Source organism: Sphaerisporangium krabiense, from assembly GCF_014200435.1.
GTDB classification, from domain to species: Bacteria; Actinomycetota; Actinomycetes; order Streptosporangiales; family Streptosporangiaceae; genus Sphaerisporangium; species Sphaerisporangium krabiense.
Genome location: NZ_JACHBR010000001.1, coordinates 87,542 through 111,411, shown reverse-complemented (window position 1 = coordinate 111,411; position 23,870 = coordinate 87,542). Strand labels below are relative to the sequence as shown.

At 72.3% G+C, this 23,870-nt stretch carries 24 protein-coding genes; 15 read left to right on the top strand and 9 right to left on the bottom strand.

Going from position 1 to position 23,870, the window contains the following annotated elements:
* Positions 1-26: 26 nt before the first annotated feature.
* Together BJ981_RS00515 and mce are read right to left on the bottom strand one after the other, a co-directional pair.
* Complete coding sequence (locus BJ981_RS00515; protein WP_184607780.1) at positions 27-1,322, bottom strand: DivIVA domain-containing protein; 1,296 nt, start codon at positions 1,320-1,322, stop codon at positions 27-29.
* Between the two features lie 274 nt (positions 1,323-1,596).
* A complete protein-coding gene (gene mce / locus BJ981_RS00510) occupies positions 1,597-2,025 on the bottom strand; it encodes a methylmalonyl-CoA epimerase (RefSeq protein WP_184607779.1) in 429 nt (142 codons plus the stop codon).
* A gap of 156 nt (positions 2,026-2,181) precedes the next feature.
* On the opposite strand from mce, the gene BJ981_RS00505 reads away from it, so the two are divergent.
* Positions 2,182-3,369 (top strand): acetyl-CoA C-acetyltransferase, encoded by a 1,188-nt coding sequence (locus BJ981_RS00505; RefSeq protein ID WP_184615411.1) that lies wholly within the window; start codon positions 2,182-2,184, stop codon positions 3,367-3,369.
* Between the two features lie 107 nt (positions 3,370-3,476).
* On the opposite strand, the gene BJ981_RS00500 is transcribed toward BJ981_RS00505, so the two are convergent.
* Both BJ981_RS00500 and BJ981_RS00495 read right to left on the bottom strand, forming a co-directional pair.
* On the bottom strand, positions 3,477-4,166 hold the full coding sequence (locus tag BJ981_RS00500) for a DUF4230 domain-containing protein (RefSeq protein ID WP_239139176.1): 690 nt from the start codon (positions 4,164-4,166) through the stop codon (positions 3,477-3,479).
* 146 nt (positions 4,167-4,312) lie between these two features.
* On the bottom strand, positions 4,313-5,623 hold the full coding sequence (locus BJ981_RS00495; RefSeq protein ID WP_184607778.1) for a hypothetical protein: 1,311 nt from the start codon (positions 5,621-5,623) through the stop codon (positions 4,313-4,315).
* A 389-nt stretch (positions 5,624-6,012) separates the two neighbouring features.
* Here BJ981_RS00495 and BJ981_RS00490 point away from each other — a divergent pair, with 389 nt between their 5' ends.
* The gene (locus BJ981_RS00490; protein WP_184607777.1) at positions 6,013-6,576 is read left to right on the top strand and encodes a MarR family winged helix-turn-helix transcriptional regulator; all 564 of its coding nucleotides are present in this window, start codon (positions 6,013-6,015) and stop codon (positions 6,574-6,576) included.
* Between the two features lie 36 nt (positions 6,577-6,612).
* Here the strand turns inward: BJ981_RS00490 and BJ981_RS00485 are convergent, their stop codons facing one another.
* Positions 6,613-8,334, bottom strand: coding sequence for a S8 family serine peptidase (locus tag BJ981_RS00485; protein WP_239139177.1), 1,722 nt, complete (start codon positions 8,332-8,334; stop codon positions 6,613-6,615).
* Between the two features lie 177 nt (positions 8,335-8,511).
* On the opposite strand from BJ981_RS00485, the gene BJ981_RS00480 reads away from it, so the two are divergent.
* Positions 8,512-9,462 (top strand): tetratricopeptide repeat protein, encoded by a 951-nt coding sequence (locus BJ981_RS00480; protein ID WP_184607775.1) that lies wholly within the window; start codon positions 8,512-8,514, stop codon positions 9,460-9,462.
* A 188-nt stretch (positions 9,463-9,650) separates the two neighbouring features.
* Positions 9,651-11,060, top strand: coding sequence for an NAD-dependent malic enzyme (locus tag BJ981_RS00475; protein WP_184607774.1), 1,410 nt, complete (start codon positions 9,651-9,653; stop codon positions 11,058-11,060).
* 24 nt (positions 11,061-11,084) lie between these two features.
* On the opposite strand, the gene BJ981_RS00470 is transcribed toward BJ981_RS00475, so the two are convergent.
* Complete coding sequence (locus BJ981_RS00470) at positions 11,085-11,780, bottom strand: hypothetical protein (RefSeq protein WP_184607773.1); 696 nt, start codon at positions 11,778-11,780, stop codon at positions 11,085-11,087.
* A gap of 184 nt (positions 11,781-11,964) precedes the next feature.
* Here BJ981_RS00470 and BJ981_RS00465 point away from each other — a divergent pair, with 184 nt between their 5' ends.
* Entirely contained in the window at positions 11,965-12,543 is a 579-nt protein-coding gene (locus BJ981_RS00465; protein WP_184607772.1) for a YqgE/AlgH family protein, read from the top strand.
* Here BJ981_RS00465 and BJ981_RS00460 read toward each other — a convergent pair.
* Complete coding sequence (locus BJ981_RS00460; RefSeq protein WP_184607771.1) at positions 12,486-13,148, bottom strand: TetR/AcrR family transcriptional regulator; 663 nt, start codon at positions 13,146-13,148, stop codon at positions 12,486-12,488. The two genes, BJ981_RS00465 and BJ981_RS00460, sit on opposite strands and share 58 nt — an antisense overlap.
* A 137-nt stretch (positions 13,149-13,285) precedes the next feature.
* Between BJ981_RS00460 and BJ981_RS00455 the strand changes: the two genes are divergently transcribed.
* The 5 genes from BJ981_RS00455 to BJ981_RS00435 all read left to right on the top strand — a co-directional run bounded on the left by BJ981_RS00455 (position 13,286) and on the right by BJ981_RS00435 (position 18,957).
* Positions 13,286-14,857 carry a DHA2 family efflux MFS transporter permease subunit gene (locus BJ981_RS00455; RefSeq protein ID WP_184607770.1) on the top strand — a complete coding sequence of 524 codons (1,572 nt, stop codon included), beginning with the start codon at positions 13,286-13,288 and terminating at the stop codon, positions 14,855-14,857.
* A gap of 69 nt (positions 14,858-14,926) precedes the next feature.
* Positions 14,927-15,178 carry a DUF3039 domain-containing protein gene (locus BJ981_RS00450; protein WP_184607769.1) on the top strand — a complete coding sequence of 84 codons (252 nt, stop codon included), beginning with the start codon at positions 14,927-14,929 and terminating at the stop codon, positions 15,176-15,178.
* Between the two features lie 126 nt (positions 15,179-15,304).
* Positions 15,305-16,246, top strand: coding sequence for a zinc metalloprotease (locus BJ981_RS00445; protein ID WP_204070188.1), 942 nt, complete (start codon positions 15,305-15,307; stop codon positions 16,244-16,246).
* 49 nt (positions 16,247-16,295) lie between these two features.
* A complete protein-coding gene (locus tag BJ981_RS00440; RefSeq protein ID WP_184607767.1) occupies positions 16,296-16,985 on the top strand; it encodes a hypothetical protein in 690 nt (229 codons plus the stop codon).
* A gap of 214 nt (positions 16,986-17,199) precedes the next feature.
* Positions 17,200-18,957, top strand: a complete 1,758-nt coding sequence (locus tag BJ981_RS00435; RefSeq protein WP_184607766.1) for a DEAD/DEAH box helicase — start codon at positions 17,200-17,202, stop codon at positions 18,955-18,957.
* A gap of 54 nt (positions 18,958-19,011) precedes the next feature.
* On the opposite strand, the gene BJ981_RS00430 is transcribed toward BJ981_RS00435, so the two are convergent.
* Positions 19,012-19,587 carry an isochorismatase family protein gene (locus BJ981_RS00430; protein WP_184607765.1) on the bottom strand — a complete coding sequence of 192 codons (576 nt, stop codon included), beginning with the start codon at positions 19,585-19,587 and terminating at the stop codon, positions 19,012-19,014.
* A 107-nt stretch (positions 19,588-19,694) separates the two neighbouring features.
* Positions 19,695-20,981: a nicotinate phosphoribosyltransferase gene (locus BJ981_RS00425; RefSeq protein ID WP_184607764.1), complete on the bottom strand. Its 1,287-nt coding sequence runs from the start codon at positions 20,979-20,981 to the stop codon at positions 19,695-19,697.
* 45 nt (positions 20,982-21,026) lie between these two features.
* On the opposite strand from BJ981_RS00425, the gene clpS reads away from it, so the two are divergent.
* The 5 genes from clpS (at position 21,027) to BJ981_RS00400 (ending at position 23,786) form a co-directional block, all read left to right on the top strand.
* Positions 21,027-21,317 (top strand): ATP-dependent Clp protease adapter ClpS, encoded by a 291-nt coding sequence (clpS, locus tag BJ981_RS00420; protein ID WP_184607763.1) that lies wholly within the window; start codon positions 21,027-21,029, stop codon positions 21,315-21,317.
* Positions 21,314-21,841, top strand: a complete 528-nt coding sequence (locus tag BJ981_RS00415; protein ID WP_184607762.1) for a DUF2017 domain-containing protein — start codon at positions 21,314-21,316, stop codon at positions 21,839-21,841. The genes clpS and BJ981_RS00415 overlap by 4 nt, the downstream gene beginning before the upstream one ends.
* 9 nt (positions 21,842-21,850) lie before the next feature.
* Complete coding sequence (locus BJ981_RS00410; protein ID WP_184607761.1) at positions 21,851-22,261, top strand: M67 family metallopeptidase; 411 nt, start codon at positions 21,851-21,853, stop codon at positions 22,259-22,261.
* 296 nt (positions 22,262-22,557) lie between these two features.
* Positions 22,558-22,836, top strand: a complete 279-nt coding sequence (locus BJ981_RS00405) for a MoaD/ThiS family protein (RefSeq protein ID WP_184607760.1) — start codon at positions 22,558-22,560, stop codon at positions 22,834-22,836.
* Between the two features lie 2 nt (positions 22,837-22,838).
* Entirely contained in the window at positions 22,839-23,786 is a 948-nt protein-coding gene (locus tag BJ981_RS00400; protein ID WP_184607759.1) for a PLP-dependent cysteine synthase family protein, read from the top strand.
* Positions 23,787-23,870 lie beyond the last annotated feature (84 nt).

The following is a 23,870-nucleotide window of genomic DNA, read 5'->3' as shown; positions in this document are numbered from 1 at the left end:
CCCCTGATGTGGTGGAACCCCGGTGATTACTCCTGCCACCACTCGGACTCGTCCTCGGCGGGCGCCGCCGAGGCGCGCTGCGCGGCCGGTGCAGGGGCCGGCTTCTCGCTCGGCGCCGGCGTGGCCGGGAGGGCGGGCTTGGCCGGAGGAGCGGAGACCGCCGGCGCGTCGTCCATGCCCGGCAGCGCCGCGCCGCCGAGAAGCTGGCGGAGCTGGGCGAGGTGGCTCGTGATGCTGTCCCGCTGGCGGGTCAGCTCGTCCACCTGGCGCTGGGCGACGGTCCTGTTGCGCTCGGCCTCGGCCTTGGCGTCCGAGACGATCGACTCGGCGCTGGACTTGGCCTCCGCGACGAGCTGGTCGGCGTTCTTGCGGGCGTTCGCCAGAAGCTGCTTGGCGTGGGTGTCGGCCTCGCGGCGGGTCTGCTCCGCCTGCTGGGTGGCCTTGGAGGCCCGCTGCTCGGCGGTGGCGGCGCGCTGCTCGGCCTCGGCGACCAGCTTCTGCGTGGCGGCCTGGGCGGTGGCGTGGCGCTCGGACTCCTGGCGCTCGGCCTCCTCGCGGCGGGCGGCGAGCTGGATCTCGAACTCCGCCTCGTCCTGGGCGCGCTTGGCCTCGGACTCCTCCAGCACCCGCTGGGCCTGGGCCCGCATCTCGTCGGCCTGGCGCTTGGCGGTGGTGAGCACCTCGTCGCGCTCGCGCTTGGTGGAGGCCCGGAGCTGGGCCACCTCGCGCTCGGTGGTGGTGCGGAGCTTGGCGATCTCGCGCTCGGCGTCGGCGCGCTTCTCGGCGACCTCGTGGTCGGCGGTGGCGCGGAGCTTGGCGACCTCACGTTCCGTGGTGGAGGTCAGCTCGTCGGCCTCGCGCTTGGCGGTCGAACGGATCTCTTCGGCCTCGCGCTCCGCCGTGGTGCGCATCTCTTCGGCCTCGCGCGAGGCCAGCGCCCGCTTCTCGGCGGCCTCGTTCTCCGCCGCGGCCCGGGTGTCCGCCGCGTCCACCCTGGCGGCGGCCTTGATCTCGTTGGCCTCGGCCCTGGCCGCCTGGACCAGCTCGGTCGCCTGCTCCTCCGCGAGGCGCAGGAGCTGCTCGATCCGGGCGCCCAGCCCGGAATAAGTCGGGCGTTCCTGTTCCTGGAGCTGGCGCTGAGAATCCGAAAGCTCGCGCTGGGAGGCGGCGAGTTGCTCACGCGCCTGGCGCAGCTCGGTGTCGAGTTGTTTGAGGTGGTCGTGAACCTGGTGCCGGTCGTAACCACGGAGAACCACGTCGAATTCCCGCGTGGGGGCGTCTTCGAAGAAATTGTTCAGCTGGGCGTCGATGTCGGACTGCATGAGGCTCGATCCTGGGTTGTCGAGACGGCTACACGGGCCGGACGGGGGGCGGACATCCGGGGCGGGGAACCCGCTACCTATGACCGCGCGCGCTCGGGCACGGTGACCGAGGGCTCGCGGTAGCGGCCCTCGGGGATCGTGCTCGGCTCGCCCGTCCATGGCGCGGGAACCACGTCCGGTGGTAGGCCAGCGTACTCCGGTGGTGCCGAATTGGAGGTCCCGTCCGGCTTTCTGCGTGACTTGTTACGAATTAGCCATTGTTAAGTTTCGTCTGCTAGGACGGCCGCGGAGGGGACTCGACCAGCTCTGTCAAGACTCCTCCCACGTCCTTTGGATGAAGAAACGCGATTGAGGTGCCCATTGCGCCGTGACGGGGACGCTCGTCCAGCAAACGCACTCCCGACCCGCCGATCCGCTCCATGGCCGCCTCGATGTCGGGGACACCGTAGGCGATGTGGTGGAGGCCCTCGCCGCGCTTGGCCAGGAACTTGCCCACCGGGGTGTCGGGGCCCAGGGGTTCCAGCAACTGGATGTAGGAGCCGCCCCCCTCGCCGTCGGCCACGTGCAACATGGCTTCCTTCACCCCTTGCTCCTCGTTGACCTCGCGGCTGACCACGGTCACGCCGAAGGTCGCCTCGTAGTACGCGATCTTCTCGTCGAGATTCTCGCAGGCGATGCCCACATGGTCGATTCTCAGCAGCATTGCGTGTCCTCCCTGCGTGTCGGGTCCCGACACGCGGCGGTCTCGCCGTGAGACCTCCCGGAAAGCCGTGCGGGCCGTCCTGGGTATGGTGGCAAAGTCGCCTACGACCCCATCATGGAGGCCCTGGTGTCCAGTTCTTCCGCCATCCCGTCCGGCATGTCGCAATCCGTCATCGTGGCGGGGGCCCGCACACCCATCGGCCGGCTGCTCGGCGCACTGTCGGGCATGTCCGCCGTCGAGTTGGGCGGCGTGGTGATCAGAGCCGCGCTGGAGCGGTCCGGCGTTTCCCCTGATCAGGTGCAGTACGTCATCATGGGCCAGGTCCTCCAGGCCGGCGCGGGGCAGATCCCGTCGCGCCAGGCCGCCGTGAAGGCCGGCATCCCGATGACCGTCCCCTCCCTCACGATCAACAAGGTCTGCCTGTCCGGCCTCGACGCCATCGCCCTGGCCGACCAGCTCATCCGCGCCGGCGAGTTCGACATCGTGGTCGCCGGCGGCATGGAGTCGATGACCAACGCCCCCCACCTGCTGCCCGGCCTGCGCAAGGGCGTGAAGTACGGCGGGGCCGAGGTGGTCGACGCGATGGCCTTCGACGGCCTCACCGACGTGTTCGACCAGGTCTCGATGGGCGAGTCCACCGAGCGGCACAACACCCGCCTCGGCCTCGGCCGCGAGGAGCAGGACGCCTTCTCGGCGCGCTCCCACCAGCTCGCCGCCGCGGCCATCAAGGACGGCCGGTTCGACGACGAGATCGTCCCGGTCACCCTGCCCCAGCGCAAGGGCGACCCGGTCGTCTTCGCCACCGACGAGGGCGTGCGCGCCGACACCACCGCCGAGGGCCTGTCCCGGCTGCGCCCCGCCTTCGCCAAGGACGGCACGATCACCGCGGGGTCCTCCTCGCAGATCTCCGACGGGGCCTGCGCGGTCGTGGTCATGTCCAGGGCCAAGGCCGAGGAGCTCGGGCTGACCTGGCTCGCCGAGATCGGCGCGCACGGCAACGTCGCGGGCCCGGACAACTCGCTGCAGTCGCAGCCGGCCAACGCCATCCGCCACGCGCTCGGCAAGCAGGGCCTCACCACCGGCGACCTCGACCTCGTCGAGATCAACGAGGCGTTCGCCGCGGTCGTGCTCCAGTCGGCGAAGGAGCTCGGGCTGCCGCAGGACAAGGTGAACGTCAACGGCGGCGGCATCGCGCTCGGCCACCCCATCGGCGCCTCCGGGGCGAGGATCGTCCTGACCCTCGCCCACGAGCTGCGGCGCAGGGGCGGAGGCACGGGCGCGGCCGGCCTGTGCGGAGGCGGCGGCCAGGGCGACGCCCTGATCATCACCGTCCCGTCCGCCTGAGGTCCGGACGGGGGAGATCGTTACGGCGGGCCGGGGCCGGGTCCTTCTCGCGGATCCGGCCCCCGCTCTCGCCGTGACCTCCGGCGCGCGGGCGAGGGCGGCCGGCGTCAGCGTTCGTCGGCGAACTTCACCGTGACCTTGGTGAAGCCCAGGCCCTTCAGCATGCCTTCCAGCATCAGCTTGGTGTTCTGGTCGGCGCGGGCGCGCAGATCGCTCGCCAGGGCGGCCTCGGCGATCTTCTTCTCGGCCAGCACGTACAGCTCCTGCTGGTTCTGCGGCGAGTTGGACAGCATCTCCTGGACGCGGTCCAGGATGCCGCGCTGCTGGGCGTAGACGTAGGACTTCTGGTTGTTGAGGTTGGTCTTCTCCAGCTGCGCGTGCGGCAGCCGCACGCTCACCTCGGTGCGGTCGGGGGAGACGGTGATCGCGTCGCGGGGCAGGCCGGAGAAGTCGATGTAGGCGTCCACGCTGCCCGCGCCGACGAACAGGGTGCGCGAGCCCTTGATCGCGTCGGGCAGGAACGCGGCGTCCTTCTCCAGGTCCACGATGACCTGGAAGTTGCCGCTGGCGGCCTGGTAGCGGCTCATGTTCTGGATGGACTGCAGCAGCACCGGCTGGCTGCGGTCCACGGTCGTCTCGCCGAAGGGGTCGAGGTAGGACCAGGTGAGCCGGGCGGCCACGACGAGCAGGACCAGCACCGTGAGCACGCCCGCGAGCAGGCGCCATCCTCGCCTGCGGCGGCGTTCCACCGGTTCGGCGTCGGGCACGGTCTGGGGGGTCGACGTCTGACGGTTCACGTCCCGTCTCCTTCCCGGGATGCGACCTTTCTCACATCATGGGGCACCGGGCGTGGGCGCGATTCCCCGCCCGCACCAGGGGCGTCATCCGTCCGCGCACGTCCCGGCGTGCGCGGACCCGGCATGGCCGAACGCGGGACGGCCGGTCACGGGGTGGTCGGATAGGGAGGGCCGGGGACGGGCGAAGTCGCGGGATAGCCCGCCGTGGCCTTCCGCGCCGGCAGGGGGACCGTCACCGAGCCGCGGGACATGTGCCGCCCGGCGGCCTGTGCCGCGGCCCCTCCGCCGAAATGGGACGTCTTCAGCCCGCACGTCGCGAAGTCGGTGTAGAACATGCGCAGCCAGTCGCGGCGCTGGCTCTCGGTCAGGCCGGAGAACCACGAGGCCGCCGCCTGATGGCCGGGCAGCGGGCCGCTCGGCAGCGGGTCGCCGCGCAGCCAGGCCGTCACGATCGCCCGGTAGCCCTCCGCGGACGCCCCTCCGCACGGCCGGGCCAGCCGTCCGACGACCTCGCCGGCCGCCCGCGCCGCGAACCCGGGCGTGAGGTCGTCGAGGTGGATCGGCACCACGCCCGGCGCGGGCGGCGCGCTGTCGGCGCGCGAGCGCTGCTCCACGCGCGAGAACGCGCCCGGCGTGCCGGTCAGGCGGGCGGCGAGGGTGGTGAACGCCGCGCTCAGCTCGGTCAGGCCGCCGCGCACGCCCGGATGGACGCAGACGGTGATCGGCCACTGCTGGCAGGTGTAGGTCATGGGCTCGCTGGCCGCCACGGCCGCGGGCTCGGCGAGCAGCCGCGTCATGCCCAAGCCCGCCGCCAGGACGGCCGGCAGCGCGGCGGCCACGGCCCACGCGCGCCGGGTGACCACGGCCGCCCAGGTGAGCAGCAGGGCGGCGGTGAGGCCGAGCAGCCACAGCGTCTGGTCGGCGAACGCCGTCCGGCCGAGCCCCTCGAACGGGTCGTACGGCTCGGCGGTGACAGGCGCGAGCCTCGCGGCCCAGGGCGACGCCTGCGGCAGCGCCGTGAGCAGGCCGTAGGCGGCGACGCCCGCCAGCGGCGGGGTGACCGGCCACGGCAGGGCCCAGCCGGCGACCCACCCCAGCATCGTGTACAGCGCGAGCCCCGCGGCCCCCACCGCCAGCCCCGTGGGCGCCAGATGGCCCGCCTGCTCGGTCAGGAACGCCTTCATGGCGATCAGCGTCACCGTCGCCCCGAAGGACCCCACCACGACGGCCAGGATCGCCAGCGGCGCCCTGAACACCCGCCAGGCGCCCGGCGCCCCGCGCGGCGCCGCGCGGCGCCCGCGCACGGCCACCCAGGCCGCGAAGGCCGCCGCGACCGGCCCGGTCAGCCGTAGCGAGCCGATCACCGCGACGATGACGTTCTCCCACCGGGAGACGCCGGGAACGAGGACGCTCCACGCCGCGAGCAGGCCCAGCGCGAGCAGTATTCCTACCGCCACGAGCGCGCTGTGCTTCAGCTCCTCGCGTGAAACGCCCCTCTGCTCAAGCACGGACCCGCGCGGGCCGGACCCCCGGCCGCGCCGCCCGTACGCTCATGCTCTTCAAAACGGACCCCCCGTGCCTGGTGAGCGGCGCTCTCGGCACCGGTGCCGGCCCCCCTGGCCCCGTGCCCGATCCATCGGCCCGCACCGGACGTCCACGGGCTCGCCTGGGCGTGCCTCGCGTCGCCGGAGCGGCCTTCCCCATGTTTGGACCGGGCTTTGCCGCGCCTCACCTCTTGACACGCCAACCATAACGGAGCGTGATGTTTGTCGTCCCGGTTCTTGGGGAACCCGTGGAAGACGGTCACCCTGCGTCAGGCGGTCCCCGCAGGCGCTAGCGTAGCGGTGTGTCCACCGGTGTACCGAAGCCGCTGAATCTGCCTTTCGACCCCATCGAACGCGCCGCCGAGACGTGGCGCGTCCACTTCGGGCCGTCCTCCGCCATGGCGGCCGTCACATCGATCATGAGAGCGCACCAGATCCTGCTCGGGCAACTGGACACGCTGCTCAGGCCGCACGACTTGACCTTCGCGCGCTACGAGGCCCTGGTCCTGCTCACCTTCAGCAGGACCGGCTCGCTGCCGCTGTCGCGCATCGGCGAGCGGCTCATGGTCCACCCCACCAGCGTGACCAACACGGTGGACCGGCTCGAGCGCGCCGGGCTCGTCCTGCGCAGGCGCAACCCCCGGGACGGGCGCGGCGTGCTCGCCGAGATCACCGTCAAGGGGCGGGAGGCGGTCCGCCGCGCCACCGCCGACCTCATGGAGGCCGGCTTCTTCATGGACATGTACGCCGACTCCGACCTCGCCGAGATGTTCGCCATGCTGCGCACCCTGCGCGTGGCGGCGGGCGACTTCGACGGGGGCGAGGACGCGGCCGGGCCGGACCACCGGGGCGCGGGCCCGCGGTGATCCGGCCCGGTACGCGCGGCCGGGTGTGATCCCCGGCTACCGGCCCACGGCGCGCAGGGCGTCGACGATGCCCTTGCCGTAGAAACCGTTGGACGCCCGGCCGCCCTCGCACGTGTGGGTGGCGGTGACGGTCTGCCCGCTGGGAAGGACGCGGGTGTAGGTGTACGCGGGCGGGTTCGGGCAGGCCGTCCTGGTGGCCGTGGCCTTGAGCACCGTCTCGACGACGGCCGGGGACAGCGTCTTGCCGCCGTGGCGCGGGTCGCGGTGGCCGTACCGGCTGACGATCAGCGCCGCGACGCCGGTCGCCCGGGGCGAGGCCATCGAGGTGCCCTGCAGGTACTGGTAGTAGCCGCAGGTGGCGCCGTCGCAGTCCTTCACGACGTAGTTCACGGTCGGGTCGCCGTTGGCGTCGATCTCGCCGTTGGCGACCGCGAGCGCCTTCGGATACGCCGCCAGCGTCGCCTTGGTGACGTCCCGGGTGTTGCCGGGGGTGTCGTAGACGTCGCCGCCGGGGGAGGCCACGTCGACGTACCCGTCGCCGTAGTCGGAGTAGTACGCCTTGCGCTTGCTGACGCCGGTCGAGGACACCGAGATGACGTGCTCGCCCTCGCTCGGCATGGAGACGCAGCTCGGCGGGATCGTGCGGGTGCGCGGCGCCTCGCCGGGCTCACTGGCGAAGTCCGGGCTGCCGGCGTCGACGATGGTCTTGGTGTAGTCCGTCGCGCCGTTGCCCGCGGCGGAGACCAGCGTGACGCCCCTGCGGTAGGCGTAGTCCAGCGCGCGCTGGGTGGCCTTGATGACGGTCCGCTGCTCGGCCTGGTCGGCGGGGGAGTCGGCGGGGTTGTCGGCGCAGTTGAACAGCCAGGGGTCGATGTAGTAGCTCATGTTGAGCACGTCGACGCCGATGTCGCCCGCGTAGGTCAGCGCGTCCACGCTCGGCTGGAGGAAGAAGAAGCCGGAGTCCTGGCCGGCCCGCAGGTTGACCAGCGTCACCTTGGGCGCCACGCCCGCGATGCCGAGCTTGTTGATCGGCGAGGCGATCGAGGACGCGACGTGCGTCCCGTGGCCGTCCTCGTCGACGTCGTTCGGGTCGTTGCAGGACCGGTCCGGCTCGTCCTCGCAGGGCCCGTCGACCACCGCGCCGTTGGCGTCGTAGGGGATGTCGACGGTGAAGTTGCGGCTCAGCGTGCGGTCGAAGTTGGGGGCGATGTCCGGATGCGAGCCGTCGATCCCGGTGTCGGCGACGCCGACCAGGACGCCGCGGTCGCCTTGTTCGTACTTGTGCGCCTCGTCGGCGTGGATCTGCCGCAGGTCCCACTGCAGGTCCGACAGCGGCTCGGCCTTGACCGACCGGCCGTGCTCGAGGGGGCCGCCCTCACCCCGGCCCGCCTTCTCGACCGCCTTGGACTGGATGGCCCGCTGGACCGCCTGGGACGTCCTGGCCGCCTTGGGGACGCTGCCGATGGGACGGTCGTGGGCGACGCCTTCGATGGCCGCGCTCCCGGTGAGCGCCGTGGCGAAGCCGGGGTTCGCGGTGGTCACGGTGGCGAGGCCCACGGCCGGGTTCACCTTGACGATCGTGCCGCCCGCGGCCTGTATCGCCTTCTGGGCGTCGGCCGCCGGGGCGCCGTCCTTGTAGAGGACGACGTACTGGGTCGTCGCCGCCGGTTCGGCCGTCGTCGGAACGGCCTGTGCCGGGAACGCCACGGTCGCGGCGAACACGGCGGCAGCGGCGGAGACCACGATGACGCGTTTCACACCCACCTCCACGTGAGCTGAAGTCATGCCGAGCCCATCGTTGGCGATAACCGCGCGCCACGACAGTTCCGAGAGATATCCGCGACGAAGGCGTGACATTGGGTGGCGGGCGGCGAACGCGCCGGCACCTGGTGGTCCGCGACCATGAGCACGCGCCGGATGCGGCAGGATTGGGGTATGAGCCCAGCGGACTTCACTCGACCGGCATCGTTGCAGGGGGCCGTGGACCTCGGCGCCCGCAAGCAGGCACTGGAAGCCCAGGCCCGCCGTGAGGCGGCCGCGGCGCAGGCGGCGGCGGGAGGCGGCCCCGCCGCCCCGGCCGGCCCTGCGGTGATCGACGTCACCGACGACACCTTCCCGACCGAGGTCATCGAGCGCTCCATGCGCACCCCGGTCGTCCTCGACCTGTGGGCGACCTGGTGCCAGCCGTGCAAGCAGCTCAGCCCGATCCTCGAGAAGCTCGCCGCGGAGGCCGCGGGCCGTTGGGTGCTCGCCAAGGTCGACGTCGACCAGAACCCCCAGATCGCCGGCGCCCTGCAGGTGCAGAGCATCCCCACCGTCCTCGCCGTCTTCCAGGGCCAGGCCGTCACCGGGTTCCAGGGCGCGCTCCCCGAGGCCCAGGTGCGCCAGTGGCTCGACCAGCTCATGGCCGCCCTCGCCCAGTACCTCCCCCCGCCCGGCGAGGAAGCGGGTGAGGAGCCGCAGGCCCCCGCCGTCGACCCCGACCTGCTCGCCGCCGAGAAGGCCGTCGAGGACGGCGACCTGGACGCCGCCGCCGCGGCCTACGAGCGGCTGCTCGCCCGCTCCCCGTCCGACCCGGACGCCAAGATCGGCCTGGCCGGCGTCGGCCTGGTCAGCCGCACCCAGGGCCTGGACCCCTCGGCCGTCCTGCGCCGTGCGTCCGAGGAACCCGCCGACGTGGAGGCCCAGACGCAGGCGGCCGACATCGAGGTGCTCGGCGGCAAGGTGGACGAGGCGTTCGACCGGCTCGTCGCGCTCGTCCGCCGCACCTCCGGCGACGACCGCGACCGTGCCCGCCGCCACCTGCTCGGCCTCTTCGACGCCCTGCCCCCGGACGACCCCTCGGTGGCCAAGGCGCGCAGGGCCCTCGCGAGCGCCCTGTTCTGAGCGGTCACCACCCGAGCCGTCACCCCTACGGCTCGGGCGGCGCGCCGGGCGTGGCGGAACCGCCCGGCCGCGTCTGGCACGATGGAAGCCCCCGGATTCATGTCCTTCAAGGGGAGCAGGCGAGCCGGATGCACGTCCCCGGGCACCCGAGCACGCGGATCTGAAGTACCGCAAAGGAGCGGATTCCCGTGGCCACCGTGCCGAGCGTGTCCTACTCGATCACCGTCAGACTCGAGGTCCCGGCGGGCGGCAAGGCCGTCAGCCAGCTCACCCACGCCGTGGAGAACGCGGGCGGCGTGGTCACCGCCCTCGACGTGACCAACGCCGGTCACGAGAAGCTCCGCATCGACGTCACCTGTGCCGCCAAGGACACCGAGCACGCGCAGGCCATCGTCGACGCGCTCGAGGCCGTGGAGGGCGTCGCCCTGCACAAGGTCAGCGACCGCACCTTCCTCATGCACCTCGGCGGCAAGATCGAGATGCAGTCCAAGGTCCCGCTGCGCACCCGTGACGAGCTGTCGATGGCCTACACCCCCGGCGTGGCGCGGGTCTCCCTCGCCATCGCGCGCAACCCCGAGGACGCCCGCCGTCTGACGATCAAGCGCAACACGGTCGCGGTCGTCACCGACGGCTCCGCGGTGCTCGGCCTCGGCAACATCGGGCCCGCGGCGGCGCTGCCCGTCATGGAGGGCAAGGCCGCGCTGTTCAAGCGCTTCGCCGGCATCGACGCCTGGCCCATCTGCCTGGACACCCAGGACGTCGACACGATCGTCGAGATCGTCCGCGCCATCGCGCCCGGCTTCGGCGGCATCAACCTGGAGGACATCTCGGCGCCGCGCTGCTTCGAGGTGGAGCGTCGGCTGCGCGAGCTGCTGGACATCCCGGTCTTCCACGACGACCAGCACGGCACCGCGATCTGCGTGCTGGCCGCCCTGACCAACGCGCTGCGCGTCGTCGGCAAGTCCCTGCCCGACGTCCGGATCACGCTGGCGGGCGCGGGGGCGGCGGGCACGGCCGTGCTGCGCCTGCTGCTGGCCGCCGGGGCACGCAACGTGATCGTCTGCGACTACCTCGGCGCCGTCCACCTCGGCCGCGACGACCTGGACGCCTCGCTGCGCTGGATCGCCGAGAACACCAACGCCGAGGGGTACGGCGGCGACCTGCGCGGGGCGATCAAGGGCGCGGACGTCTTCATCGGCGTCTCGGCGCCGGGCATCCTCACCGGCGACGACATCGCGACGATGGCGGAGTCGGCCGTGGTGTTCGCGCTGGCCAACCCCGAGCCCGAGGTCTCGCCCGACGACGCCAGGGAGCACGCGGCCGTGGTGGCCACCGGCCGCTCCGACTACCCCAACCAGATCAACAACGTGTTGGCCTTCCCCGGCGTCTTCCGCGGCCTGCTGGACGCCCAGTCGCGCACGGTCACCGAGTCCATGCTGCTGGCCGCGGCCAACGCCCTGGCCAAGGTGGTGTCGGTGGAGGAGCTCGGGCCGAACTACATCATCCCCAGCGTCTTCCACCCCGACGTCGCGACCACGGTGGCGGCGGCGGTGCGGGAGTCCGCGGGCGGCAAGGCCCGCGGCTTCACCGAGGCGTAGGGGCGGGCCGGGGCCGCCGCCGGGTCACGGGCCCTCGCGGCGGCGCGGGGCCCGCGGCGGGCGGGGGCGCAGCAGCGGCTCGGCGGGCGCGCGCCGCGGCCAGACCAGGCCCACGTACCAGAGCATGACGCCGAAGACCACCAAGCCTCCCGCCGTGGCGACCTTGCCCCACAGGTCGGCGGGCGGCCCGGTGTAGGGCAGGCGGTCGCGGTAGGACGGGCGGATCAGCGGGTTGTAGTGGTAGGGCCGCCTGGTCTCGGCGCGGCTCCCGCCGTCGCTCCGCTCGTCGTCCCCGGAGCTCTCGGCGTAGGTCGACTCGCGGTACTCGGCGTAGGACTGCTCCCGCAGGTCGCACCGCGACCAGACCTGGTATCGCCGGGTGCCCTCGCCGGCGACGGTGACGCCGATGCGCTCGGTGGAGCGCGGCTCGACGTACACCGAGATCGTGCGCTGGACGCCGGGCCAGAGCAGGCCGTTGCGCACCAGCGTGTCGCCGCGGTACACGGAGTACTCGGCGGTGCCGTGGTCGCGGGGGGCGGTCATGACGACCTCGGCCTTGCCGGAGGGACACTGCACTCGCGAGACGCGGACGTCGACGCGGGAGCCGCGGTCGCGGTCGCGGTCGTCGTCGCCGACGCCGGCGGCGTGGGAGGTGCGCGCGGCGGGGACCCCCACGGCCACGCCCACCGCCATGAGCGCCACGAGGATGAGGCGGTTCATGTGGGCTCTCTCCCTTTGCTCACTGCCGTGTGCTGTGCGGACGGGCGCCCGCCATGTCGGGAATCTGACACGGAGAGTGCCTGTTCGCCTACCTAAAGTAACATGCCGGGGGCGAGCAGGCCGAGTGCGCGCGGAGTGGCGGGGGCGGGCGCGCATTCGGGGCATCACGCGTCATGATGGATGCATGGCGGAGGCGATCTACGTCGGCGGGCTGCTGGTGGCGACGCCACTGCTGGACGACCCGAACTTCCGGCGCGGCGTCGTTCTGATCCTCGAACACGACGAGGACGGCGGGACCCTCGGCGTGATGCTCAACCGGCCGAGCGATGTCACGGTCAACCAGGTGCTCCCCTCGTGGGACCCACTGGTGAGCGGCCCCCCGGTGCTGTTCGAGGGCGGGCCGGTGCAGACCGACAGCGCGCTCGCGCTGGCCTCGGTGCCGAGCGGGCAGGAGCCCCTCGGATGGCGCAGGCTGCACGCGGCGGGCTCGGCGGTCTCCAAGCTCGGCACCGTGGACCTGGACGCGCCTCCGGAGATCCTGGCGGGTGAGATCACCCAGATGCGGATCTTCGCCGGGTACGCCGGGTGGACCGCGGGTCAGCTGGAGGCCGAGATCCGCGAGGGTTCCTGGTACGTCGTGGAGGCCGAGCCCGGCGACACCTTCGACTCCCGCCCGGCGAACCTGTGGCGGTCGGTGCTGCGGCGTCAGCCGGGGGAGCTGGCCTTCGTGGCGACCTGCCCGGACGATCCCAAGCTGAACTGACACCAGGAGGGGTCCAGCGCCTCCTCGGTGAGCGACAGCGCGCGTTCGAGGTTGCCGAAGAGATCCGGCGGCGTGGCGGGGGCGGCGGCGTCGCACTCGAAGCCCACCCGGATCGCCGCGGTGACGAAGGCCACCAGCAGCCGCGGGCGCGGGTCGGTGGCGGGGTCGGTGCCCTGGCGCCGCGCGATCTCCGCGGTCAGCTTGGCCTCGACGGCGGTCAACCGGGCGAGACCGGCCGTGAGCAGGTGCGGGTTGCGCTCGATCACTAGCCGCCGGCAAACGAAGCGCTCGGCGTCCTCGCCCGCGGTCCGCCGCATCTCGTGGATGAACGAGCGGTAGGCGTTGACCAGTGCCCGGAACGGCGGCTCGTCCTCCGGCCGCGCCGCGAGCGCCGAGGTGACCAGCTCCTCGTACTCGGCGGTGTAGTCGAGGGCCAGGTCCTCCTTGCCGCCGAAGTAGCGGAAGAAGGTGCGGGGCGAGACGTCGACCGCGGCCGCTATCTGGTCGATCGTGGTCGCCTCGTAGCCTTGTGCGGCGAAGAGCTCGAACGCGGCGTCGAGCAGCGCCCGCCGGGTCTGGTGCTTCTTCCGCTCCCTTAGACCCACCCCTACACCTCCTCCGAGACGTTCACTTCATATACTGCCACAAGTCATGATCTGTCGTATAAAAGCGTTTGTCATCTGTCATTGACTGCCATAAATTACGGCTTGTTGACTACTGAACGAATCAGGGGGACCCTTCCATGGCTCATGCGCTGGCGGCGCCCAGCGACGCGCCCGCCCGCCGCGGCCACGGCCATCCGTGGCTGACCTTGCTGGCCGTCGCGCTCGGCGTGATCATGGTGATGCTCGACGGCACGGTCGTCGCCATCGCCAACCCGGTGATCGGCAAGGATCTGGGGGCGTCGCTCTCCGACCTCCAGTGGGTCACCAGCGGCTACCTGCTCGCTCTGGCCGTCTTCCTCATCACCGCGGGCAAGCTCGGCGACCTGTTCGGGCACAAGTCGGTGTTCCTCGTGGGCATCGCCGGCTTCGCGCTGACCTCGCTCGCGATCGGCCTCAGCTCCTCCGTCGGCGTGCTGATCACCTTCCGCGTGCTGCAGGGCCTCTTCGGCGCGCTGCTCCAGCCGGCCGCCCTCGCGCTGCTGCGCGCGGCGTTCCCGGCCGAGAGGCTGAACATGGCGATCGGCATCTGGGGTGCCGCGATCGGCGTGTCGAGCGCGGCGGGCCCGATCGTCGGCGGCCTGCTGGTCGAGAACGTGAGCTGGCAGTCGGTCTTCTTCATCAACGTGCCCGTCGGCGTCGTGGCGCTGATCGTCGGCATCTGGGTGATCAAGGAGAGCCGGGCCGAGTCGCTCTCCAAGATCGACCTTCCGGGGGTGGTGCTGCTGTCCGGCGCCATGTTCTGCCTGGTGTGGGCGATCATCAAGGCGCCGGAGTACGGGTGGTCCGACGCCAAGACCCTGGGCTTCCTCGCGGGGGCGGTCGTCCTGGGAGCGGCGTTCCTCTTCTGGCAGACCCGCGCCGCCGAGCCGCTGCTCCCGCTGAGCCTGTTCAGCAGCGCCTCGGTCACCATCGGCACGGTGCTCATGGTCCTCATGGCGTTCTCGATGTTCGGCGCGATGTTCTTCCTCACGTTCTTCTTCCAGGGCGTGCACGGCCTGTCCCCGCTGGAGTCGGGCATGCGCATGCTCCCCATGAGCGCGGGGATGATCGTCGCCTCGCCGCTCGCCGGCGCCCTGCTGACCAGGTTCGGGCCGAAGATCCCGATCGCCGTGGGCATGGTGATCACCGCCTTCTCGATGTTCCTGCTCTCCCGCCTCGGCATCGACGCCGGCTACGTCGACACCGCGATCCCCTTCGTGCTGCTCGCCTTCGGCCTGTCGCCGGTCATGGTCGGCGCCACCGAGGTCATCGTCGGCAACGCGCCCGAGCGGCTCAGCGGCGTCGCCGGGGGCATGCAGCAGTCGGCCATGCAGGTCGGCGGCTCGCTCGGCACCGCCGTGCTCGGCGCGCTCATCACCGGCAAGGTGGCGGACGTCCTGCCCGGCCATCTCGCCGCCGTCAAGATCCCCACCACGCCCGGCCAGGTCGACGCGATGAGCAGCGTGGTCGCCCTCGGCGTCGCGCCCGTTCCCCCCGGCGCCCCCAAGCCGGTCGCGGACGCGCTGACCCAGGCCGCCCATCTGTCCTTCCTCGACGGCATGCACTTCGGCTTCGGCGTCAGCGTGGCGGTCGCCGTGCTGGCCGCCGTGCTCGCCGTGTTCGTCAGGGCCGGTCGCAAGACCGAGGGCGCGCCGGTCCACGTCGGCTGACAGCCCGCGGCCCCGGTACGGCCCGACGGCTTCGCGGGCCGTACCGGCACGCCCGTAGACTCTTGTCTCGTGAGCACGAAGATCCTTCCAGAGAGCGAAGTACGGCCGAACCTCTCGCATGGTGACGAAGGAGACCACGAGCGGTTCTCGCACTACGCCGACAAGAACAAGATCACCGAGAGCTTGGTGACCGGCGTGCCGATCCGGGCGCTCTGCGGCAAAATCTGGGTGCCGAGCCGCGACCCGAAGAAGTACCCGGTGTGCCCCGAGTGCAAAGAGATCTACGAGGGGCTGCCGAAGGGCGGCGGGCCCGACGCCTGAGCGCGCCGCGCGGCCCGCGCGCCGCGCCGCCGGCAGGGGTGTGTTGCTCCCCGGCGATCGTGCGCGCTGCGACTAGCGTCATCACTCTGACCTGCGACGACGGGGGAGTGCATGGTGCGGCGGGCGGTGGCCGTGGCTTTGGCGTGCGTGGTTTCCTTCGCGGGCCCGGCCCCGCGGGGCGGCCTGTCCGGCTCCGCCGGCGCGGACACGGGCCGCTCCTGCGTCCGCTTCCGTCTGGCCGTGCCCGGCGCGCGCCGCGCCGAGCCCCACCCGCTGGAGCAGGCCGACGCCGTCCGCATGCTCGACGGCATGCGCCGCAGGCTCGCGGCGCGGCCCGGGCTCCGGCGCGAGCCCACCCCCACCTCCGTTCCCCTGTGGGTCCACGTCGTCACCGACGGGCGGCAGGAGGTCCCCGCCGCCGCGATCACGGCGCAGGTCGAGACGCTCAACGCCGCGTACGGCGGGCGGCTCGGCGGCGTGGACACCGGCATCAGGTTCGACCTGCGCGGCGTGACGCACACCGCCAACCCCCTGTGGTTCCGCCGTCCCCTGGTCAGCGAGGCCGCCATGAAGCAGCGCCTGCGCAAGGGCGGCCCCGAGACGCTCAACCTGTACGTCGCCCAGCTCGGCGAGCTGGTGCTCGGCTACGCGACCTACCCGCACTGGTACGGCGACAGGCCCGCCAACGACGGCGTGGTCATCGACTGGCGCAGTCTGCCCGGAGGTTCCCTGCGCGACTTCTCCAAGGGGTACACGGCCGTCCACGAGATCGGCCACTGGTTCGGCCTGCTGCACACCTTCGAGAACGGCTGCGCCCCGCCCGGGGACTCCATCGAGGACACCCCGCCCGAGGCCATGCCCACCCAGGGCTGCCCCGCCCAGAAGGACACCTGCCCGGGTGACGGGGAGGACCCGTTCCACAACTTCATGGACTACTCCCACGACCGCTGCATGTCGCAGTTCACCGCGGGCCAGGCCGTCCGGATGCGCGAGATGTGGGCCGCCTACCGCGCCTCCGCCGCCCCGCCCGTCCGCGCCGGTTCACGCGGGAATGCCCGCGCGCGTTGACGGATGGGCGCCTCCGGTGGCGATACTCAGTGCACCGGGAGGAGGCGGCGTGGAGGAACACCGCACGGGACGGCGGCCGTACGGCGATGCGGTGTGGCCCCCGCCGGACGAGGAGGGCTTACCACCCTCGGCCCGCGTGTACGGCAGGCCCGCGCCTCCGTCGCGGGTCGCGATGCCCTCGTGGGCCCGTCGCGTGGCCGTGCCGGCCGTGGCGGTGGTCCTCGGCACGGCGCTGGTGGCGGGCGCCGTCGCGACCGCCGTGACCGCCCTGGGCTCGCCTGGGGCGCCGCCCGCGGTCGCCGACGCCGTCGCGGGCGTGCGCTACCCCCTGCCCGGCGGCTGGACCCCCCGGATGGTCCCTCCCGTGACCGGCTTCACCTCCGTGGCGGGCGTGGACGACGGCGCGCTCGTCATGACCAGGCCCGGGAACGCGGGCGACGCGGTGGCCGCTCTCGGCCCGAGGGCCGCCGCGATCGGCCTCGCCGACCTGTACGGGCGGCTGCTGCTGCACGGGGACACGGTCGAGGTCGTCGACGACCGCTGGCTCAGCGTCGGCGGGTACACCGGCCATTCGCGCGCGCTCCGCGCGACCTACACCGACGTCGTCAACCGGCCGTCGTACCTGCGCGTGACGCTTCTCACCAAGGACGGCAGGAGCGTGGTCGTCGTCGGCCTCGCGCAGCCGGACGGCCCCCGGCGGCGCGCCGAGATCGACGCCGTGGTCAACGGGCTGCGGTAGCGCCGGATGCCCTGGTCACGGCCGGTGTGAAGGGCGGGAAGGGCGGCGCCGGCGATCTCACGGAGGCCGGGCGCGCCGGCCGGGATTCCCCGGGCGTCGGCGCGTTTGTCCGTCGGCCCGGCTATGGTGACTTCACTGTGAGGGACAGACACGAGCGTGACGATGTGATCGACGAGGGCCCGGCCCGCCGGGACCGTCCGGGAAGGAGGGCGGGGTGAGCTCGTTCGCCGCGTCCCACCTGTCACCCTCCTATCCCGACCGCGCCGCCTGGGGCACCGCGCCCAAGCTGCGCGCCTGGCAGCAGGAGGCATTCGACCTCTACTTCCGCCGCGAGCCCCGTGACTTCCTCACGGTGGCCACCCCCGGCGCCGGCAAGACCACCTACGCCCTGCGCATCGCCAGCGAGCTGCTCGCCCGCGGGGTGGTGCAGCGGGTGACGATCGTCACCCCCACCGAGCACCTCAAGCGCCAGTGGGCCGACGCCGCGGGCCGGGTGGGCATCGCCATCGATCCGGAGTTCAAGAACAGCCAGGGCGCCACCTCCCGCGACTACACCGGCGTCGCGGTCACCTACGCCCAGGTCTCGATGCACCCCGCGCTGCACCGCTCGCGCACCGAGTACCGCAGGACCCTGGTGATCTTCGACGAGATCCACCACGCCGGCGACGCGAAGTCCTGGGGCGACGGGGTGCGCGAGGCGTTCGAGCCCGCCGCCCGGCGGCTCGCCCTCACCGGCACCCCGTTCCGCTCCGACACCAACCCCATCCCGTTCGTCACCTACGCCGAGGACGGCGAGGGGGTCCGCCGCAGCGTCTCCGACTACGACTACGGCTACGCGCCCGCGCTGGCCGACGGCGTCGTCCGCCCGGTCATCTTCCTCGCCTACGCCGGCGAGATGCGCTGGCGCACCCGGGCGGGCGACGAGATCACCGCCACCCTCGGCACGCCGCTGACCAAGGACCAGCTCGGCCAGGCCTGGCGGGCCGCGCTCGACGCCAAGGGCGACTGGATCACCCAGGTCCTGCGCGCGGCCGACCGCCGGCTCACCGAGGTCCGCCGGGGCGTGCCCGACGCCGGGGCCATGGTCATCGCCTCCGACCACGAGGCCGCCCGCGCGTACGCCAAGCTGCTGCGGGCCATCACCGGCCAGGGCGCGACCGTGGTCCTCTCCGACGACCCCGGCGCCTCCGACAAGATCAAGCAGTTCAGCGCCTCAGAGGAGCGCTGGCTGGTCGCGGTCCGCATGGTCTCCGAAGGCGTGGACATCCCCCGGCTCGCGGTCGGCGTCTACGCCACCAGCGTGTCCACGCCGCTGTTCTTCGCCCAGGCCGTGGGGCGCTTCGTCCGGGTCCGCCGCCGGGGCGAGACGGCCTCGGTGTTCCTGCCCTCCGTGCCCACCCTCATGGGGCTGGCCGGCGAGATGGAGGCCCAGCGCGACCACGTCCTGGACCGCAAGCCGCCCGAGGACGGCCTCGACGACTTCCTGGTCGACGAGGCCCGGCAGAAGAAGGACAACCCTGACGTCCTCGGGGACGAGCTGCCGTTCGAGACCGTCGAGGCGTCGGCCACGTTCGACCGGGTGCTGTTCGACGGCGGCGAGTTCGGCACGGCGGCCGAGCCCGGCTCCCCCGAGGAGGAGGACTTCCTCGGCCTGCCCGGCCTGCTGGAGCCCGACCAGGTCGCGGTCCTGCTGCGCAAGCACCAGGCCGACCAGCAGGCGGCCAAGCGGCGCAAGGCCGCGGACCCCCGCCCCGAGCCCGCGCTGAGCCCGCACGAGGAGATCGCGGCCCTGCGCAAGGAGCTCAACGGCCTGGTCGGCGCCTGGAACCACCGCACCGCCCAGCCGCACGGCGTCATCCACGCCGAGCTGCGCCGGGCCTGCGGCGGCCCCCCGGTCGCCCAGGCCACCGCCGAGCAGATCCGCCAGCGCATCGAGACCATCCGCAAGTGGGCGACCCAGCGCTCCCGCTAGGTCCGAGGGCCTGAGCGTCGCGCCGGCCGAGGGGGTCCCGGCCGGTCCCGAGGCTCAGGGCGTTCCGAGGACCGGCGTGCCGACGAGGGTCACGCCCGCCGCCCTCATCTGGGCGAGCGCGGTCTCGGTCGTCGCGGGGGACACCCCGGCGGTGAGGTCGAGCAGCACACGGACGGTGAAGCCGTTCGCGGCGGCGTCCAGGGCGGTGGCGCGCACACAGTGGTCGGTGGCGATGCCCACCACGTCCACCGCCTCGACGCCCCGCGCCCGCAGCCAGCCGGCCAGCCCGGCGCCGTCCTCGCCGCACCCCTCGAAGCCGCTGTAGGCCGCGCTGTCCCTGCCCTTGCTGAAGACCTCCTCGACCGCCGAGGTGTCCAGCGCGGGGTGGAACGCGGCGCCCGGGGTGCCGACGACGCAGTGGGCGGGCCAGCTCTCGACGTAGTCGGGGCGGGCGGAGAAGTGGCCGCCGGGATCGACGTGGTAGTCACGGGTGGCCACCACGTGGTCGTAGGAGCCGGCGGCGGCGTGCGGCCCGATCGCCGCCGCCACGCCCGCGCCGCCCGCCACGGCCAGGCTGCCGCCCTCGCAGAAGTCGTTCTGCACGTCCACGATCACCAGGCTGGTCTTCATCGGGAATCGCCTCACTCACGCGGCCGGACGCCCTCGCGCCAGGCCTTCAAGGGGATTGGGGGAGAAGCCGGGAGCGCGCGAAGGGCCGCACCGGCCCCCCGAGGCACTCATGAGAACACCGTGGGGATCACCGGGTCGCCGTGGGAGAGCTGGCGGGCCGGGACGGGCAGCTCGGCGGTGGAGGCCAGGTGGCGCTCGCGCGCGGCGGCCAGCGGCTCGCGTCCCACGATCTCGCCGCCGCGGACCAGGTCGCGCAGCAGCGGGCGCGCCTGCGCGGGCGCGGGCGCGCCGGGCGAGGTGGTGATCAGCTCGGCGGTCGCGACGCCGTCCCGCAGCGCGCGGAAGGCCTCCTTCCTGCCGCCCTTGCTCGGCTTGCCGACCGACTTCTTGGCCACAGGACGGAGCACCCCCTCGGCGTCCTCGCGGGCGACGAGCTTGTAGACCATGGCGGCGGTCGGCACTCCGGAACCGGTGACGACCGAGGTGCCGACGCCGTACCCGTCGACGGGCGCGGCGGCGAGCGCGGCGATGGCGTACTCGTCCAGGTCGCTGGTGACGACGATGCGGGTGGTGGTGGCGCCGAGCGCGTCCAGCATCTGCCGCACCTCCTGCGCGGCCACGGCCAGGTCGCCGGAGTCGATGCGGACCGCCCCGAGCCGGGGCCCGGCCAGCTCCACCGCCGTGCGCACCGCCTTGGCGACATCGTAGGTGTCGACCAGGAGCGTGGTCTCGGGGCCGAGGGAGTCGATCTGCGCCTGGAAGGCGTCGTACTCGGAGTCGTGCAGCAGGGTGAAGGCGTGCGCGGCGGTGCCGGCGGTCGGCACCCCGTACAGGCGCCCGGCCATCAGGTTGGAGGTGGAGGAGAAACCGGCGATGTGGGCGGCCCTGGCCGCCGAGACGGCCGCGACCTCGTGGGTGCGCCGCGAGCCCATCTCGATGAGCGGCCGCCCGCCCGCCGCGTGCGCCATGCGCGAGGCCGCGGAGGCGACCGCCGAGTCGTGGTTGAGCACCGAGAGGATCAGCGTCTCCAGCAGCACGGCCTCGGCGAACGTGGACTCCACGACCATGATCGGCGAGCCGGGGAAGTAGCACTCGCCCTCCGGGTAGCCGCGGATGTCGCCGGAGAACCGGTAGGAGGCGAGGAAGTCCAGCGTCCGGTCGTCCACGACCCCGTTCTCGCGCAGGTAGGCGAGTTCGGCGTCGCCGAAGCGGTAGTCGGCCAGGAGGTCGAGCAGGCGGCCGGTGCCGGCCACGACGCCGTACCTGCGCCCCCCGGGCAGATGGCGGGCGAAGACCTCGAAGACCGAGCGCCGATGGGCCGTGCCGCCGGCGAGCGCCGCCTGCACCATCGTCAGCTCATAGTGATCGGTAAGCAACGCGCTGCTCATGCCCATCTTCACAAGTCGAAGACTACGACCGGGTTAGGGCAGGATGGGAGTGTGGGTAGTACCGCGCCGGCTGAGGTCGAACGTCCGTCGATGGACGTCCGGCCCGATCTCCCCTGGCTGACGATCGTCTGGAACGACCCGGTCAACCTGATGTCCTACGTGACCTACGTCTTCCAGACCGTCTTCGGCTATCCCCGCGAGAAGGCCGAGAAGCTCATGCTCGACGTGCATCACAAGGGAAGGGCGGTCGTGGCCAGCGGCACCCGTGAGGAGATGGAACGCGACGTGCAGATCCTGCACTCCTACGGCCTGTGGGCCACCGTCCAGCGGGACTCGGCGTGAGCGTGGGCTTCACCGCCGGGCGGGACGGCGGCGTGACGATCGCGCTGGACGCGGGGGAGGCCTCGATCCTGCGCTCGCTGGTGTCGCAGGTCCTCGGGCTGGTGGAGCCGGGCGCGACCGGCCAGGATCCGCTGGAGCGCGCGCTCGGCATCGGCGCGGCCGAGGAGCCCTCCGACCCCGTGCTCGCCCGGCTGTTCCCCTCGGCGTACGCCGACGACGAGAAGGCCGCGGCCGAGTTCCGCCGCTACACCGAGGCCACGCTGCGCGAGGGCAAGCGCGCCGACGCCGAGACCCTGCTGGAGACCGCCGAGCAGGGTGAGGTCCGTCTCACCCAGGAGCAGGGGCAGGCGTGGCTGCGCGCGCTGAACGACGTCCGGCTCGCGCTCGGCGTGCGCCTGGAGGTCACCGAGGAGATCCACGAGGAACTGGCCGACATGGCCGAGGACGACCCGCGGTACCCGGCGTACGTCACCTACGACTGGCTGACCTACCTGCAGGACACACTGGTCCGGGCGCTTTGGTAACTTCCAGACATGCTGACGATCTCACGGGAGCTGGTCGACAAGATCATCGCCCACGCGCGGGCCGATCATCCGGACGAGGCGTGCGGAGTGATCGCCGGGCCGGTCGGCTCCGACCGCCCGGAGCGTTTCATCCCCATGGAGAACGCCGAGCGCTCGCCCACCTTCTACCGTTTCGACTCCATGGAGCAGTTCCGCGTCTGGCGTGAGATGGACGACCGCGACGAGGAGCCCGTGGTCGTCTACCACTCCCACACCGCGACCGAGGCCTACCCCTCGCGCACGGACGTCTCCTACGCCTCGGAGCCGAACGCCCACTACGTGCTCGTGTCCACCGCGGACGCCGGCGAGGCGCAGTTCCGGTCCTATCGGATCCTGGACGGAGTGGTGACCGAAGAAGAGGTCACGATCGTTCCGTCCTGATGTCCGGGGAGGCGTCCGCGATGGTCACGGGCTGCCATCGCCCGGATCACCGGACGCTGTAGAGTTGGGAACATGCTGACGATTGACCCGGATTTCGGGAGCGCCGGGGTGCGCCCCGGGCATTCGTCGCCCGTGCGGACGCACCTTTTCGGCCACACTCCCTGTGCCGTGGTCTACGACTGTTCCTGATCGTCTCCCGATAGCGTCCCGAACTCAGGAATCCCGCCCCGCCAGCGCGTGTTCGCACCCGTTGGAGCGCCCCGTCACGACCACTGAACCAAGGAGAATGACCCGCGATGGCCATCGAGGTTCGCATTCCGACCATCCTCCGCACCTACACCGGCGGCGAGAAGTCCGTCACCGGCGCCGGTGCGACGCTGTCCGACCTGCTCGGCGACCTTGAGTCCCGCCACCCCGGCATCAAGGAGCGCATCGTCGACGACTCCGGGCTGCGGCGCTTCGTCAACGTCTACCTCAACGACGAGGACGTCCGGTTCCTCGGCGGTCTCGACACCCCGGTGTCCGACGGCGACACCGTGACCGTGCTGCCCGCCGTGGCCGGCGGCGCGCGCTAGCCATGCGCTTCGACTCGCTGATCGAATCGGTCGGACGCACCCCGCTGGTGGGCCTGCCGCGCCTGTCCCCGTCACCCGAGGTCCGGGTGTGGGCGAAGCTGGAGGACCGCAACCCGACCGGCTCGGTCAAGGACCGCCCGGCGCTGTGGATGATCGAGCAGGCCGAGAAGGACGGCCTGCTCACCCCCGGCTGCACGATCCTGGAGCCCACCTCGGGCAACACCGGCATCTCGCTGGCCATGTCGGCCCGGCTCAAGGGCTACAAGCTGATCTGCGTCATGCCGGAGAACACCTCCGAGGAGCGCCGCCAGCTTCTGCGCATGTGGGGCGCCCAGATCATCTCCTCGCCGGCGGCGGGCGGTTCCAACGAGGCCGTGCGCGTCGCCAAGGGGCTCGCCAAGGAGAATCCCTCCTGGGTGATGCTGTACCAGTACGGCAACCCGGCCAACTGGCGTTCCCACTACGAGTCCACCGGCCCGGAGCTGCTGGAGGACCTGCCGTCCATCACCCACTTCGTGGCCGGGCTCGGCACCACCGGCACGCTCATGGGGGTCGGGCGGTTCCTGCGCGAGCGGGTGCCCGGTGTCCAGATCGTCGCCGCCGAGCCCCGGTACGGCGAACTGGTGTACGGCCTGCGCAACGTGGACGAGGGGTTCATCCCCGAGATCTACGACGCCGACGTCCTCACCACCCGGTTCTCGGTGACCTCCGCCGACGCCCTGCGGCGCACGCGCGAGCTGCTCGCCGCCGAGGGCATCTTCGCCGGCATCTCCACCGGCTGCGCGCTGCACGCGGCGCTCGGCATGGCGGCCAAGGCGGTGAAGGCCGGGGAGCGCGCCGACATCGCGTTCATCGTGGCCGACGGCGGCTGGAAGTACCTGTCCACGGGCGCCTACGAGGGCACCCTGAACGAGGCGGAGGACCGTCTGGAGGGCCAGCTCTGGGCGTAGGGGGCTGGGGTCCCCTGCCGCGAGAGACGCGGGGCCCGGGTTTCCATCACCGTGAGAGGCATGGTCCCCGCGAGAGACGTCAAG